The organism is Limihaloglobus sulfuriphilus, from assembly GCF_001999965.1.
GTDB lineage: Bacteria > Planctomycetota > Phycisphaerae > Sedimentisphaerales > Sedimentisphaeraceae > Limihaloglobus > Limihaloglobus sulfuriphilus.
On the sequence record NZ_CP019646.1, the window covers coordinates 1,247,245 to 1,262,649 of the forward strand.

Consider the following 15,405-nt stretch of genomic DNA (forward strand, 5'->3'; position numbering starts at 1 on the left):
CAAATTATAGCTTTTGACAATTACTTGACATTTGACATTTTAAAGGTTTCTATTTTTTTGCAAGCAGATAATTTTAAAAACAGCGTTTTCCATCTTTTTTTCTGCAGTGCTGGTCGCATTTATAGCAGATTTCGTTCTTTAAGTAGCCGCCTTCAAAATACTCTTTAAAGTTGCCTAATGTTGTCTCGGCAATATTCTTCACGGCTTCTTTGGTGAAAAAACCCTGATGCGACGTTACCAGAACGTTGGGAAACATCAGCAAACGGGCAAGCACATCGTCAGATATAACCTCAGCCGACCTGTCCTCGAAAAAGTACTGATTTTCCTCCTCATAAACATCGAGACCTGCACTGCCGATTTTCCCAGACTTGAGCCCATCTATCAGCGCCTGAGTATCTATCAGCTTGCCGCGGCCGGTGTTTATAAGTATTACTCCGTCTTTCATGCGGTTGATAGACTCTTTGTTTATAAGCCACTCTGTCTCTTCGTTAAGGGGGCAATGCAGAGATATTATATCCGATTTACTTGCAAGCTCTTCGAATGAGACGTAATTTATCCCCTCTTTTTCGGCATAATCCTTATCGGGAAATTTGTCATACGCAAGCACCCTCATGCCGAAACCCTTTAGTATCGATATCAGGCATTTGCCTATCTTGCCGGTACCGACAATGCCCGCTGTCTTGCCGTGCAAATCAAAACCCATGAGGCCGTTAATCGAAAAATTCGCATCACGGGTTCTATAATAAGCCCGATGCGTCTTGCGGTTAAGCGCCAGAATCAGAGCCGCGGCGTGTTCGGCGACAGCATAAGGTGAATACGCCGGAACACGCAGGACATGAATTTTGCCGTAGGCGGCCTTGAAATCTACATTATTGTAACCGGCGCATCTAAGGCCGATTACACCAATTTTGTGCTCATTTAGGTGGTCGATGACATTTTTATTCAACGTGTCGTTAACAAACGCGCAAACACCGTCAAAACCCTGGCTTAGCTCGACAGTGTTCTCATCAAGGTGAGCGTCAAAATAATTGATATCGAAGCCGTAATCCTTGTTGACCTCATCAAATGATCGCTTGTCGTAGGGTTTGGCATCAAAAAAAGCTATTTTTTTAGGATTAGTCATTGTTGGGCCTCATTTCTGACTTACACTTTTATTTACTGAGCGTTAAAACTGCCGCCAAAGATTCATCAAGGTTGCAGCGGTGAACCACATACCATGCAGCGTAATCGTAGCAAAATCTTTATGCTTGTCAAGCGAGCATACTGCCTGATTGGTTTGCACCGCAACATTAAGCCGCTAAGGAATGAAAACTGGAGACACTGTAAACCTGCCCAGAAAACAAAATCTCTGGATTACATTAAACGAAACCATAATTAAGTTTAGCCCTCTATGATATTTAGGAAATACTCTCTTAGGTGTGCCGTAATATACACGGTAAAAACCTGTTTTCTGCGTCAAAAGCCGCAAAATCGGATAAAACCGCGAGTTTTTATGCTTCTTTGGTAATTTCTGCTTGCAAACACAACCGCATTGAGTAGAATCCTAAATCTTTAAAACCGGGGTGTAGCTCAGCTTGGCTAGAGCACCTGCTTTGGGAGCAGGGGGTCGGGGGTTCAAATCCCTCCACCCCGATTTTAATAAACAAGAAGGTTCACAACCATTCTGTTTATAAAATCTAAATGCACCGTAACCGGCACTTCTGAAAATTTTCCAGGCAGAAATACGCACTATTTACGCCATAACTTGCCGCATGGTGCAAAAGCATTCTCTGCAGCTTAAACTATTGGCTTAGAAGTTTCGTAAATCTATCTAAATTTTCCTGGGACGTACTTAACAGCTTGTTAAGAAGCCGCCTTACCGCCGGAGTAGATACATGAGGGTCTCTAAGCAGCCCGCTGATCTCATCAATGCACAGCGTCTCCACATCTACAGCGGCACGGTAGGCATCTTCCAGAGACGCCGACCCACTCGATATGTAGCCGTGGTACATAGCAGAATAGCCCGGCAGTGAAAAACTGCCCGGAGCATTCGGATCTAAAGGAATATCCATGTCATAACTGTCCATTAAGGAAGCAACCGCAGACATATTCCTTTTCTGGGCTACACTGGTGCTGGCAAAGACCTGCTTGTCCCATACTTTGAAAAATTCAAGATATACGTCAAATCCCAGCTTGGACGTATTGATTGCGGTAGTGACTGCTTTGGATTCTGCTTCAGAAAGCGCACCACTTCCATAAACGTCAGTTGAAATTAAAGACATACATAAGCACAATAGTACATAAACTGTAATTTTAAGAGGTTTGAAACTCATATTATTACCTCATTTAAATAAAACTTTATTACAGTTTTGATACCCGAATCAATTATACAATAAAAAATCACAGATGTCAATCATAGAAATAAAATATTAAAACCAATAATTTTTAACAGGTTTCACCAACAGTTATCTCAACTCTTTGCTATTATTTATTACAGACGTAAAGTCTTTTTCAGCAAAGTCTTATAAGAGACACACAGGCTATCTACCTGCTGTCGGGCCAACGCGGCTAAAAAAAGTAAAGCCCAACTATCCATATCAGAATTTGTCACAAAAAAACTAAACCTGCCGCCAGTTTACTGTGAAACTAATTCTTTTATTTTCCGTACTTATTTGCATTGTAAAGGTTCGGTAATTTTGTAGAATATGTGAACTTTATAAATGCTAATATTGTTTTAAGGATCTGCAATGAAATTGTTAATAAAATTGTTTGCTTTTTGCTCACTTATTATTTTTTCGGGGTTTTCCGCAGCAGAAACACCCAAAATAGCTGTTTTAGTTGAAAAGGACATGATCAATTTTGCCGGCCAACCCACACTCCTGCCTCACCGGATTAAGGATATACTGGCTGAGTACGGTATTGACAGCGTAGAAATTGATGTTCAAAAAATGGCAGACAAGAGTTATTTTAATACAGATAATTTCACGATAATTATACTGGCCTACGGAAATGCTTTCCCGCTAACCGGTTATGAAAATCTAAGAGATTTTCATACTAACGGAGGCTGCCTTGTCGTCAATGGAATCCCATTTACCCACCCCGCAGAGAAAAAGAGAAACACCTGGCATGATTTAGGCCACATTGATTATGTCCATCACGACAAGAAAGGCATGGGCACGGGCAACTTCGGCGACCCAGCCACCGCAATAAACGAACTCCGCATTGCAGAAAACAACCCTCTGGGGCTAAAAACACACACGCTTCCTAAAATCAACCAGTGGGTACAGCATCTTCGTGTTGACACTCTCGCAAAGGAAGATGAGGTTATTCCTATTGTCGAAACTCGTCTCGGTGCCGAGAAATGGGCGCCGGCAACTGCGATCATAAAACATGAATGCCCTATGTTCAAAGGAGCGATGACTTTATGGCTGGGACAGACCGCAAATCAGCTTCATGAAAAAGACTACTACTTCCTCAGGCAGACACTTGCCCGCGGCGCAGCCTACATGCTGCGGGAAAAAAGTCATATCAGTGAAGACCAGTACAAAGCTGTATTAACAAAAGTTGACGGCGAAGATGCACCGTCACAGTCTGAAAACAATCTTACTCCATATAAAGAGCCAAGGCCGTGGGGCAATACATTTTTACCTAAATCCAAAAAACCGGCAGAGCATATTCTTGCCGTCGATATTGATACACTCCGGGCAGACGAGCGTATCGCTCTGGCATGTCTTCAGGGGCTTACCAGCCGCGAAAGACCGCAAATATGGCTGAGCCTATCAGAAGAGAACGGGGACTTCTGGCTTGATGTACACAAGAAAAAAGGCTATATCGATTCATTTGAGTACGTTAAAGACTGGAAAAGCCTTTTCAAAAAATTCTCCGCCAGTTTTAAAGGCGGCATAATACCCGATGATAAACTTTACCGCGGCAATATCATCGCGGCTAACGCCGCGGCGTGTGAAGACTTTATAATTGTAAACGAGCTTATTGCCGAGGAACTGAATATAGACATCAAAATGGATCTTCGGGGGAAATTCGAGACCTATGCCGAGGGAATGAGCTGGGTCTGGAACAACTACTCAGACCAGCTTAGCAGGCATCTTTGCGATGTCATCCACGAGAGCCGCTTTCAAAACACAGCCTTTGCCTATGATATACAATGGAAAGCATTGATGTTCTGGATTGCCGGCCCCAAAGATGCTGTTCTGCCGGGCGCTGACCCAATAGCCGAAACACAGGTAATGGAGCGTATATTCGCAGAAACCGCGCCAAACACAGCTATGCTCGGATTCCCCTGGAACGGTGAAGGCGTCGGCCTCGGAGAGGTCGGAGGCACGAGTTTTTGCGGCGGTTTCGGCAAGAGCCTGGTCTGTACCGACCATCTGCCAAACCTCTGCATTACAAGCGGTGTTGTAACCGGCCCTCTAAAGCAGCGGAAACAGCCGCCTGCTCCAAAACTCGAAAATGACAAGATTTACATATCGCTTGTATGCTCAGACGGAGACAATCAGAATCTCTGGCTGACCTATTTCAAAAATTACGTGGAAGACAAACACTATGGCGATTTTCCGTTTTCTTTCGGCATGGGGCCTGCCATTTATGACCTCCAGCCCGCTGTAGCACAATGGTATTACGAAAATGCCGCCCCGACAACCGAATTTATATCTGACGTTTCGGGAATCGGATACATGCGGCCGGACGATTATGCTTTAAGATTTGCAGACAAAACCGGCGTTTACGAGGGATTCTTGGACTGGACAGGCAAATACCTTAAATTAACTGACATGAAGACTCTTCGCACAGTCGGCGGCGGAGACGAGAGCCTTCGTACATACATAAATCATCTCGACTTCATGCATTCGGTATTTGCTGATATGGGCAGGTATTCAGGCTTCAGCGGCTATGAAAATCTCACTTACACGCTTGATAATATGCCGGTTTTCAGATGCCATACTACGTGGGACAAAGGCCCAAAAGGATTTATTGAAGATGTCAGGCAGCAGGTAGGAGACCACCGCCCTGCATTTGTAAACGCTATGGCTCACTGCTGGACGCTTGAATCGATTAGTATTGCCAAACGAGATTTCGTCGATCAGATGGATGAAGACATGGTACTTGTTACTCCTTCTCAACTCGCTGACTTGTACTCGCAGCATAAACAGTCAGACGCCGTCAAAGAGTAAACCATAAGGAAATAGCTATATTGAGCTAAGAACGCACTTGCCGCCTGGGTGTAAGCGGTTTAGCCTGAAATCTCTTTTACAGCTTCTTCGTCTTTTATGAGCGATTCTGCCGGCAGTTTCAGCGGCGACCAAAGCACAGCGGTAACCAATAAATCCGCTGCCCCGGCAACGGCAACGACAAAAATACCGACTAACTGAATCCAGCCGGCACTCGACTCATATATCCAGTATGGTGAAACAAACGTAACCGCGGCAAGGATTGTAACAAGGTATGTGAAAAACCGCAATGCCGCTGCGAATCTGCCCGACTTCAAGCGGCCTCTTTGGGGCATAAGCCGAACATGGAAGTTTCTGCAAAGCCAAACCGCCGCGAAAAAAGCAATAACAATGAATATTCGCTTGATAAAAACCGCTTCAACGGTATCTGACACTGCTATTCCGAGCAGAGATGCTGTAAGGGCTGCGTAATTGAAAGCCAGGAACAGAATGAAAATTTTGTTTTTATCAATTTTCATATTCTTGCCAAAAAGCTAAACGAGAACAGAGACCGCTTAATAAGACATCTAATTTGCGTAATAACAGATAATTATGCAATTAAACTTAACTTCTGATCAAACTGAAAATATCTCTGCATTTTTTCACCGTATCTTCTACCCATTCCAGCGGCATCATACAGGCAGAGTCGCAAAGTGCCTCATCAGGCCGCGGATGAATTTCTATGAACAGGGCATTTGCCCCTGCCGCAACAGCCGCTTTTGCCAGAATCGGTGCCTTCTCGCGGGCTCCGGCACTTGAATTCCCCAGTCCCCCCGGCATTTGTGTGCTGTGAGTAGCATCGAATATGACCGGATACCCCAACGACTGCATATCAGCTATGGCCCCCATGTCATTGACCAGGCGGTTGTAGCCGAAAAAGCTGCCCCTTTCACAAAGCAGAATTTTCTTTGTTCCGGACTCCTGCAATTTTCCCACCACGTTGGCCATTTCGGCCGGTGAGACAAACTGCCCCTTTTTCACACTGACTGGTTTACCCGTTTCTGCGCAGGCGGCCAGCAGATCTGTCTGGCGGCAGAGAAATGCAGGAATCTGAAGCAGATCGACAGCTTCACCGCATGGAGCCGCCTGAGACGGCTCATGAACATCGGTCATTACACTCAAGCCGGTATGCTCTCTGAGATCTTTAAGAATTCTCAGCCCCTTTTCAAGGCCCGGCCCCCGGAAACTGTGAATACTTGTGCGGTTTGCCTTGTCAAAGCTCGCTTTAAAAATAAATTTTACGCCCGTAGATTCTCGCAAATCCACAAGCCGATCAGCTATCTCAAGGCAAAGATCCCTGCTTTCTATAACACATGGACCGGTCATAACGAAAAACGGCTGATCCAGGCCTACGGGTATATCATTGATATTGAACAAGACGCTCATAAAAATTTCCAAAAAGTGATAAAATAAATATAATGTAGAAAAACCGAATAAACAATTTAAGTGTATTTATGTTAATTACTTGCGATTGTAATTGCAATACAAATAAAGATTTTGTGATTCAAAATACGGATTGACAAAAGAATGCCAGGCGTGGAAAACTTTTGTATTTTTTTAATAAGTCTTTATCAAATAGATGTTTATTGTTATTTTAGTGATACAGTGATAAATTAAGTCTGCAATAACCTGTTTGTTTAATTATTTAGATCAAAGATGAAAATTCTCGCAATAGAGCCATACTATGGCGGCAGCCATAAAGCCTTTCTTGACGGTTGGATTGCCAACAGCCGCCATGACTGGCATGTCATGGGGCTTGGTCCGCACAAATGGAAATGGCGAATGAGAGGTGCCGCGGTCACATTTGCCCGGCAGCTTAAAAACTTACCCGCAAAATCCATTGATTTTGACATAATATTCTGCAGCAGTATGCTGAATCTTGCTGAGTTTCTCGGCCTGGCGAGACAAGAGATACAAAATATACCCGCCCTTCTTTATTTTCGAAAACCAGATTACATATCCATACCGATTTGAAGATGAACGCGATTATCAGTTTGGAATCACAAATATTACAAGCACACTGGCGGCAGATTTTGTATGGTTCAACTCAGAATTTCACCGCAAAGATTTTCTTCAGGGAGCAGTCAAAATGCTTCGAAAAATGCCGGACAACCGGTTTATCCGGGAATTTGAAGAAAAAATGTCTCAAAGCACTGTGGAGCACCTTGGCACTTCTATCGCCGAATATGATCACAGTCAGCCTGAAAGCAGTGAGCCTTTAAGGATTTTATGGTCCGCCAGATGGGAACACGACAAAAATCCGGAAGATTTTTTCGCGGCAATAGATATGCTCAATAAAACAGACACGCCCTTTGAACTTGCTGTCATAGGCCAGTCTTTTAGAGATGTTCCGGAAATCTTTGCCGCGGCAAAAGAGAAATACTCAGACAGGATTAAATTCTGGGGACACATCAGCGATCCTTCAGAGTACGCAAAGGTGCTAAGCTGGGCGGATGTTTTCGTTTCGACAGCAATGCATGAATTTTTTGGACTTGGCTGTGTGGAATCGGCTCTTGCCGGCGGTTATCCCATTTTGCCCCAGCGACTTGCGTACCCTGAGCTTTTCAGGGCTGATATCGGGGAAAATAAACGGGACTTTTTTTATGACGGCTCACCAAAAATGCTCGCAAAACGTTTAGAAAAATTAGCGAAAGCAAAAAAGAACGGCTGTATCTGGAACGGCTCGCCGCAAAGAGTTAAAGATATGCTTAAAAGGTTCTTATGGGAAAACCGAGCCCCGAAGCTCGACGATAAAATTGAATGTCTTTAATTACAAAACTGACACAAAACAAATAAATATTGTAACAATCCTGTAAAGTGGAGAATATATATAGGCAAACAGCATTAGAGCTTTGATGCCAAAAATTAATATCTACACTTTTTAGAAAGGTCAAGAAATGAAACCTGCATTATTTATTGTATGTTCTTTACTTACATGTGTTTTATGTATTTCGGCACCATTGGAGAAAAACCATGTTCCTGCGGACTCACGGTGGGTTGTCCATGCCGACCTGGAACGGCTCAGGGGAAGCGAAATATGGAGTCTGGCTATCAATGAATTTTCAGAAAAACACCAGAAAAAAATTGATGCAATTACAAAAGCCATTGGCAGTGACCCGACAACTGATTTTACAGGCATAACCGTTTACGGTTTAGACGAAGAGCAGGAAAACGCTGTGGCACTTATCTACGCCCGCTACAACAAGGAAAAGCTGATCTCAATTCTCGAAGAAAATGAAAAATACAACCAGGGCGCCTACAGAGATTATACGCTTTACCACTGGCTTGATGACAAAACAGATCATATTAAGACTGGAATATTCGCTCTGGATGATCTTATAGTAATATCAGACAGCCAAAAACAGGTTGAGGATTTTATTGATCTGCTCCATAATGAAAAAGATTCTCTCGAAACCATCTCGGCAGCCCCTCTGGCCATACTAGCTTCTAAAACCGAAAATCCGATATTGCTGGTCGCGGCGGTCGAACTCTCAACAATCAGCCGAGGGAAGACCAACAGAGCAATCGCCCAGAACTCTAAACAGATGCTGATGACCCTAAACGAGACTGACCAGAACGTATATTTAGATATCGCTCTTGAAGCTAATTCTCTGCCGGCCGCAGAACAGATAAAAGAGGTTGTATCCGGCATTAAATCTTTTATAAACCTCCGACACAGCCAAAATCCGGATGTTATCTCACTGCTTGAAAAGACTCAGGTACAACTGGTTGGAGAACTGGTAACAATACGGTTTGATTATCCATCAGCAGATATTTTTGATATGATGATGAATAATTGCAAATTTATGAATAAGTAGTTAATTGTTACTCAATGCAAAATCATTGTGACATGACAGACAAACAGCTGGCCCGTGCCGCCGCCAACGGTGACCGGGCCGCTTTTGATGAAATCATGAACCGCTACCTCCGAAGAATTACAATGTACGCAGCGGCAAGGACCAACAACATTCACGATGCAGAGGACATAGCACAGGACACTTTTCTTCGGTTGTTACAATATATTGACACGTTTGACGATAAATATCCTTTCCACACATGGCTCTTTACCATAGCCTACAGAGTAACAATTTCCAATTATAGCAAAAAACGAACAGTGAGCCTGGCTGATGTTTCGGTTTCAGATTTAATCTCTAATCAAGATGAATCACCAGATAACGACTGGATATGGGGTGCCGCCAGAAAAATCGGCAATGAAAGTTTTACAGTCTTGTGGCTTTATTATAAGGAAGAAATGAGCACAGCACAAATAGCCAAAGTCATGAACAGAACACATGTATGGGTGCGGGTTTCATTGCACAGAAGCAGAAACAAACTGGCTACAATATTAAAAAACGCCAAGGCAGATAATTCCGGCCAAAAATGGTGCGTCAAAAAAAAGGTTAGCGTCGAAAGGATTTAGTCATGTTTTCCAAAAACAGGGCAATCGAACAGATTGAAAAACAGCTTAGAGAAAAAGGGCCTCAGATACCAGAGCACACACTCGAAAGGATTCGCAGCAGAGCAGTACAAAGGTACCTTGATGAAACTGATTTTACAGAAAATTCTGTTTCTTATCCGCACAAATCCTTTCAATTGCGATACGGGATGACGGCGGCAGCAATATTGTTAATTGCTGTCTTAGCTGTATTTATACATTCTAAACATACAGAGGCCAGAGCCCGTGATATAGCCGCGGAGACCTTCACGGGTCTCTCCATACATTTCAGAGACCGGCTCTCAACCATTACCGGTTCTCCTGAATTTATCGTTAAACATGAATTAGACCAGATACAGCAGGATCTGCGAGGTACCGTAAATTTAATATTGGACTGCATCCCCGGCCAAATACCCCTTGAAGCATCTGAATCCGGCGCCCAGATGACAAATAATAATTCTAAGCCTTGATTTATCTCCTTTACAATGGTATGATTTATTATTGAATTATATATTGTATTAGTGATGGAGATACTAATGGCAAAAATAGAATGGGACAACAGCCTTTCAACGGGCGTTGAATTTATAGACGAGCAGCACAAAATGCTGCTGGAAAAAATTAATGACATTTCCAAAGCCGTCGAGGCGGACAGAGGCCCGGAGAAGATCGGAGATATGCTGGATTTTCTGCTTGAATACTCTGATTTTCATTTTAACGCAGAAGAGTCCCACATGCGTGAAATGGCGTATCCCGACCTTGAAGCCCACCGGCAGCAGCATAAAGAGTTTGTCGAGACAATAAAGGAACTTATCAGGGATTTTCTTGAAGACGGGCCAACGCGTGAACTGGCGGAAGCTGTCAACACTATGCTTGTCAACTGGCTGCGAAAACACATAAAGACTGTTGACGCCAAACTCGCCGTTTTTCTCAATGAAAAGGGTCTGGGCAGGCAATAATTCATCCTGCCAAACCCGCTTTTCTATAAATTGAGATTATGCGAGATAATTGCATAACAGCGATTCAGAGCAACAAGGCCCTAAAAAGCTAAAATTGCTCAATCATTTTGAAAAGTGTTTCAGCGATTTGAGACTCGGGGACAGAAGCAACTTTTTTACCGTTTTTATAAATGAATCCCTTGTTTTTGCCCGCGCAGACGGCAATGTCAGAATCAGCCGCTTCTCCAGGGCCATTGACCACGCAGCCCATCACAGCTATCTTGAGAGGTTTATTGATCTTTTTTATCTCTTTGTCTATTGTCCTGGCAAGTTTTATAACATCTGTCTGGCACCTGCCGCACGTCGGGCAGACCGTCAGCTCGGGGTGTACTCTCCGGGCCAGTCCGATAGACTGGAGTATTTCAAGCGACATCTGCGGCTCTTTAACCGGATCTCCTGCCAGGCTCACACGAATCGTATCGCCTATGCCCTCTGAAAGCAGGGTTCCAAGAACAACAGCCGTAGGAATCCTTGCGTGTTCGGGCAGGCCGGCGTGGGTCAGACCGATATGGACAGGATAATGAAACTTTTCGGATATTGCACGGTTGATCTCAATCGTCCGTACCGGATCAGTGCTCTTTGCGCTGAGCACAAGATTTGCAAAGCCGCCCTTTTCAAAAAGGCGAACGTAGCCGGTCAGCTCACGAAGCATCAGCGGCACTCGCCCGTCCGGCGGCGTGTCATTTTTCAGATCACGTATGCTCGCCTCGTTGACACCGGTTCGGATAGCGATTTTATGCTGTTTGGCGCAGTCAATTATTCGATTCAGGTCGTTCTTGTCCTTTATATTGCCCGGATTAAGGCGTATTTTGGCCGCACCGGCTTCTATTGCTTCGACAGCCCGTGCCGGCGAGAAGTGAATATCCGCGACAATCGGAACGGGCGCCCTGTCTATAATCTGTTTGAGCGCCTTTGTGTCATGTTCAGTGGGAACTGCAACCCTGACTATCCGGCAGCCCGCCGCGGCGAGTTTTTTGACCTGGCTAAGAGTTGCTGCGACATCTGTCGTAAGGGTATTGGTCATAGACTGTATGACTACCGGATGTTTCGAGCCGATACCGACATCGCCAACCATTACCGTTAATGTTTTTCTGCGTTTTATCATGTTTATTTATTCTCATTTAAGATACAACTCGTCCCGTGCGGCGACCAGCACTTATTACAGCTGATACACATGGGTTTGTAGTTTGGGTACTTCTGCCAGCGGTTTACCAGGTCATGCTCACATGTAAACGGCCTGCTCATTGAGAAAAAGCCCACCTCTGTTTCGTGGAGTTTTTCCTGCATCCACTCAAAGGAACGATGGCCGCCGACAGATATAACATCACTCTCCACTGCCGCGGCAACAACCGCTGCTTCATTGAAAAAATAGGACTGGTCAGCCTCTTTGCGGGCATTGCGTATCGGCCTTTGCGCCTCGGGCGAGCCCGCTGTGCCGCCGCTGACTTCAATAGCGTCTATTCCCAGCTGAGAAAGCCGGCAGCAGACAGAAAGCGATTCCTCAAATGACATTTCGGCATCATCACCGTTAAAGTCCCGACTGTTAATCTTAATATATAAGGGGAAATCCCCGCATTTTCCGCGTATTTCATCATAAAGTTCGTAAAGTATCCTGGCGCGGTTCTTTATCGGGCCGCCGTAGCGGTCGGTTCTGCGGTTGTAATGGGGGTTTAGAAACTTGCTCAGCATATAGCCGTGAGCCGCGTGGAGCTGGACGGCGTCAAAGCCGCTTTTTTTTGCCCTGAGTGCGGCTTGAGCAAAAGCAGTTTTAAGGGCTTTTATATCGTCCATGCTCATCTCTTCGGGAACTACGCGGTACATCTTGTCCTCGACCGCGGAGGGACCTGTCATTCTGCGGCGGCGGGCCCTGTACTTTGTCTGAGAACTGCCGGCTGCCAGCTGTACGGCAATCCTGCCGCCCGCGGCATGAACACGGTCTGTCAGCTCTGCATAACCGTCTATATATTGATCATCGTGCATACCTATCATACGGGGAGCAACGAGGTCATCTTCTGTAATCCGGGCAAAACCTGTTATAGTCATACCTACGCCCCCCTTTGCAAAATCAACAAAGAGGCCGGTTAATTTTTCAGTGGCGCTGCCGTCATATTCAGCCATGTTTTCCCACGTGGCCGAACGAACAAAACGATTTGCTACATTGACACCGCCCAGAGTTGTTTTTTCAATAAGTTTTTTCATTGTTATTTTTCTCTCTATATTAAACTGCATTATAATCTTAATTCAACAAAAGGGCGATAAGATTAGTATTTTGAGATGTAAAATCAAGAATAAACCCAGATAACCCCGGAAAATGTGCGAAACTTCCTTGACACTACCAAATGTTTTTTTGACAGGATTACAGGATTGACAGGTTTTTGTTGGTTTTTTTTGTGATTCTGCCAGAGGTCTAATTGGGAATTGGGGAACTGAATGGACTGATTGGACGGGGTTGGTTGGTAAGAATCTGGAAAAACGTCAGCGGCGTTGTTTGGATCAAATTCGTGAATTTGCTCTACAATGTTATCGCGAACACCGATATGGAACGAATTAAACAGCCCAGCCCGTCTTCGTTTTTGTCCCGTCAAACCTATGCCATAATAAAAGATAGGACGAGCACCGCCGGCAGCGATGCCCGTTTTGAGACATATCTTTTATAAATCCTTAGTTATTCAGCTTTTCAAGGATTTCATCCGGAATATCGAAGTTTGAATACACATTTTGAACATCATCATGGTCTTCAAAGTCCTCGACGAGATTAAGTATCTTCTCCGCCGCGGATACATCTGAAACCTTGATGGTGTTCTGGGGAACCATTGCCAACTCTGCGGACAAGGGCTCTATACCTGATTCAGTAATGGCATTTTTCAGCCCGTCAAACTCTGAAGGTGCGCAGGTGATTTCATACACTTCACCCAGATTCTGCATATCCTCGGCTCCTGCTCCAAGAGCAGTATCCATAAGCTCATCTTCGTCCACAGACTCTGCGGAAACGGTGATAACACCCTTGCTGCTGAACATATAACTAACGCAGCCGCTGGTGCCCATAGAGCCGCCGCGGCGTTCGAACAATTTCTTGACTTCCGGACCGGTGCGGTTTCTATTATCGGTCAGAGTTTCAACCATAACAGCTATTCCGCCGGGGGCGTAACCCTCGTAGATAATCTCTTCATAGCTGACGCCGCCAAGTTCGCCGGTGCCCTTTTTTATCGCTTTTTCGATAGTATCTTTGGGCATATTCGCGGCTTTGCCCTTGTCGATAGCATAACGAAGCGGGAGATTTGAAGACGGATCGCCGCCGCCGTTTTTAGCAGCAACCATGATCAGCTTTGCTATCTTGCTCCAGGCTCTTCCTCGTTTTGCATCATTTGCGGCTTTTTTGTGTTTTATACCAGCCCAATGTGAATGACCTGCCATACGTTCCTCGTAAAATGAAATGATTTTTAATGTTTTTTATTTCTTCTTAGCAGCTGTTTTCTTCTTTGCTGACTTGGCCTTAGGTGCCGTTTTTTTAGCGGTTGTCTTCTTTGTTGCGGTTTTTTTGGCTGCTGATTTTTTTGTAGCTGTTTTCTTTGCCGTTTTCTTCTTTGCTGTCTTAGTTTCAGCGGCGGATTTTACTGTCTTCTTCGCGGCTGAACCGGCCTTTGCTGAGGATTTTTTCGATTTAGACGGAGTTTTCTTTTTTGCAGTTTTAGCTTTATTAGATTCTTCGGCATGAGCCTCAATATCCTCAATGTCCGCTTGATCAGCGGCGGCTTTTATATAGCAGTACAGGCTGTAAAGCTCGCTAACTGGTATTTGTCTCTCGAGAAAGCCCTTTATCTCAGATTCTTTGGAACCCGGATAAACCAGGCCCGCGAATTTGACGTAATCAAACATCCTTTTAGACATAGGAAGGTGCTGAGCCCCCATAGCCGTCAACATAAAGAAGTCAATTATATACTTGCTCATACCCGTTAGAGTATCAAGCTCCCTGCTGGCTTCACGTTTGCCTTTTTCGAGCAGCATTTCCAGCGAGAGACAATCATATTTGTCAAAAATTGCGTTTAGAGCGGATTTTATATTTTCTCCAAGCAATTTAGATTCAAGGCATCTGCTGCCGAGTACATCTTTGATTTCTTCGTGGCGTGAAACCCGCAAATCGTTCCAGTCAACGAAGTGTGATTGAAGGGTTGAGTATATTGTGGGTGCGTCTTGAAACGGAACGATTTCATATATTCCCGCCCAGACGACAATATCTATCTCATTTTCCTGCTCTATCTGAGGAACAGATATTTCAGATTTCATTTTTTTAATGAATTTTTTTAGTACCTGAGAATATTTTTTGGACTCTTTCATTTCAACCTCTGATCTATTTTATGTCTTCTGTATCCTGGTCTTGGATATTCTGCTCGGCGTCTTTTTTATGCAGCTCATCAGCTATCTTTTCAATTATTTTAAGAGTTTCGCCGGCCTTTTTATATTTTAGATCTTCATGAAAACTTATTATCGGACAAAAACGGATATTAAGCTCATGGGCAAGCAAAGTCTGAATGTGGCCGCGGGCATGTTTTATCGCACGCAGAGTAATTTCCGCGGTATCCTCGGGTATAAAACTCAGATGAACCGACGCGTTACGCAGGTCAGGAGTCAATTCAACCTCGGTTACACTGACAAAGCCCTGGATTCGCGGGTCACTGAGATGATTTTGAATCGCATCGCTGACCACTTCTTTTATGATTCTTGCCATACGAAGTTTTCGCCGGTTTTCAAGCATCTGGATACCTATTATTTTAAA

The 15,405-nt window shown here is 44.4% G+C and carries 15 protein-coding genes, 1 tRNA gene and 1 pseudogene; 8 read left to right on the forward strand and 9 right to left on the reverse strand.

The genetic code is table 11. From position 1 onward, the window contains the following. Window positions 1–73: 73 nt before the first annotated feature. Window positions 74–1,123 carry a 2-hydroxyacid dehydrogenase gene (locus tag SMSP2_RS04710; protein WP_146682853.1) on the reverse strand — a complete coding sequence of 350 codons (1,050 nt, stop codon included), beginning with the start codon at window positions 1,121–1,123 and terminating at the stop codon, window positions 74–76. A gap of 435 nt (window positions 1,124–1,558) precedes the next feature. Between SMSP2_RS04710 and SMSP2_RS04715 the strand changes: the two genes are divergently transcribed. After that, window positions 1,559–1,633, forward strand: a tRNA-Pro gene (locus SMSP2_RS04715). 148 nt (window positions 1,634–1,781) lie between these two features. On the opposite strand, the gene SMSP2_RS04720 is transcribed toward SMSP2_RS04715, so the two are convergent. Continuing rightward, window positions 1,782–2,261 (reverse strand): DUF2202 domain-containing protein, encoded by a 480-nt coding sequence (locus SMSP2_RS04720; RefSeq protein WP_186804868.1) that lies wholly within the window; start codon window positions 2,259–2,261, stop codon window positions 1,782–1,784. Window positions 2,262–2,726: 465 nt separating this feature from the next. Between SMSP2_RS04720 and SMSP2_RS04725 the strand changes: the two genes are divergently transcribed. Then, the gene (locus SMSP2_RS04725) at window positions 2,727–5,165 is read left to right on the forward strand and encodes a GxGYxYP domain-containing protein (protein ID WP_146682855.1); all 2,439 of its coding nucleotides are present in this window, start codon (window positions 2,727–2,729) and stop codon (window positions 5,163–5,165) included. 59 nt (window positions 5,166–5,224) lie between these two features. On the opposite strand, the gene SMSP2_RS04730 is transcribed toward SMSP2_RS04725, so the two are convergent. Both SMSP2_RS04730 and kdsA read right to left on the reverse strand, forming a co-directional pair. Then, window positions 5,225–5,680: a hypothetical protein gene (locus SMSP2_RS04730; protein WP_146682856.1), complete on the reverse strand. Its 456-nt coding sequence runs from the start codon at window positions 5,678–5,680 to the stop codon at window positions 5,225–5,227. A gap of 85 nt (window positions 5,681–5,765) precedes the next feature. Then, window positions 5,766–6,587 (reverse strand): 3-deoxy-8-phosphooctulonate synthase, encoded by an 822-nt coding sequence (gene kdsA, locus SMSP2_RS04735; RefSeq protein WP_146682857.1) that lies wholly within the window; start codon window positions 6,585–6,587, stop codon window positions 5,766–5,768. A 270-nt stretch (window positions 6,588–6,857) separates the two neighbouring features. On the opposite strand from kdsA, the pseudogene SMSP2_RS04740 reads away from it, so the two are divergent. The 6 genes and pseudogenes from SMSP2_RS04740 to SMSP2_RS04765 form a co-directional block, all read left to right on the forward strand. Next, a pseudogene (locus tag SMSP2_RS04740) lies at window positions 6,858–7,299 on the forward strand (tRNA-queuosine alpha-mannosyltransferase domain-containing protein); the annotation flags it as partial. A 3-nt stretch (window positions 7,300–7,302) separates the two neighbouring features. Next, window positions 7,303–7,971 (forward strand): glycosyltransferase, encoded by a 669-nt coding sequence (locus SMSP2_RS04745; protein ID WP_335621824.1) that lies wholly within the window; start codon window positions 7,303–7,305, stop codon window positions 7,969–7,971. Window positions 7,972–8,098: 127 nt separating this feature from the next. Then, the gene (locus SMSP2_RS04750) at window positions 8,099–9,019 is read left to right on the forward strand and encodes a hypothetical protein (RefSeq protein ID WP_146682859.1); all 921 of its coding nucleotides are present in this window, start codon (window positions 8,099–8,101) and stop codon (window positions 9,017–9,019) included. Between the two features lie 32 nt (window positions 9,020–9,051). Next, window positions 9,052–9,621 carry an RNA polymerase sigma factor gene (locus SMSP2_RS04755; protein ID WP_186804870.1) on the forward strand — a complete coding sequence of 190 codons (570 nt, stop codon included), beginning with the start codon at window positions 9,052–9,054 and terminating at the stop codon, window positions 9,619–9,621. Between the two features lie 2 nt (window positions 9,622–9,623). Next, entirely contained in the window at window positions 9,624–10,106 is a 483-nt protein-coding gene (locus SMSP2_RS04760; protein ID WP_146682861.1) for a hypothetical protein, read from the forward strand. 66 nt (window positions 10,107–10,172) lie between these two features. Next, a complete protein-coding gene (locus tag SMSP2_RS04765; protein ID WP_186804871.1) occupies window positions 10,173–10,592 on the forward strand; it encodes a bacteriohemerythrin in 420 nt (139 codons plus the stop codon). Window positions 10,593–10,680: 88 nt separating this feature from the next. On the opposite strand, the gene ispG is transcribed toward SMSP2_RS04765, so the two are convergent. The 5 genes from ispG to rbfA form a co-directional block, all read right to left on the reverse strand. Then, window positions 10,681–11,736 carry a flavodoxin-dependent (E)-4-hydroxy-3-methylbut-2-enyl-diphosphate synthase gene (gene ispG / locus SMSP2_RS04770; protein ID WP_146682863.1) on the reverse strand — a complete coding sequence of 352 codons (1,056 nt, stop codon included), beginning with the start codon at window positions 11,734–11,736 and terminating at the stop codon, window positions 10,681–10,683. 2 nt (window positions 11,737–11,738) lie between these two features. Then, window positions 11,739–12,830, reverse strand: coding sequence for an NADH:flavin oxidoreductase (locus tag SMSP2_RS04775; protein WP_186804872.1), 1,092 nt, complete (start codon window positions 12,828–12,830; stop codon window positions 11,739–11,741). A 462-nt stretch (window positions 12,831–13,292) separates the two neighbouring features. Continuing rightward, window positions 13,293–14,045: a YebC/PmpR family DNA-binding transcriptional regulator gene (locus SMSP2_RS04780; RefSeq protein ID WP_146682865.1), complete on the reverse strand. Its 753-nt coding sequence runs from the start codon at window positions 14,043–14,045 to the stop codon at window positions 13,293–13,295. Between the two features lie 36 nt (window positions 14,046–14,081). Next, window positions 14,082–14,915, reverse strand: coding sequence for a hypothetical protein (locus tag SMSP2_RS04785; RefSeq protein WP_146682866.1), 834 nt, complete (start codon window positions 14,913–14,915; stop codon window positions 14,082–14,084). A 64-nt stretch (window positions 14,916–14,979) separates the two neighbouring features. After that, on the reverse strand, window positions 14,980–15,384 hold the full coding sequence (rbfA, locus tag SMSP2_RS04790) for a 30S ribosome-binding factor RbfA (protein ID WP_146682867.1): 405 nt from the start codon (window positions 15,382–15,384) through the stop codon (window positions 14,980–14,982). Window positions 15,385–15,405: the final 21 nt, after the last annotated feature.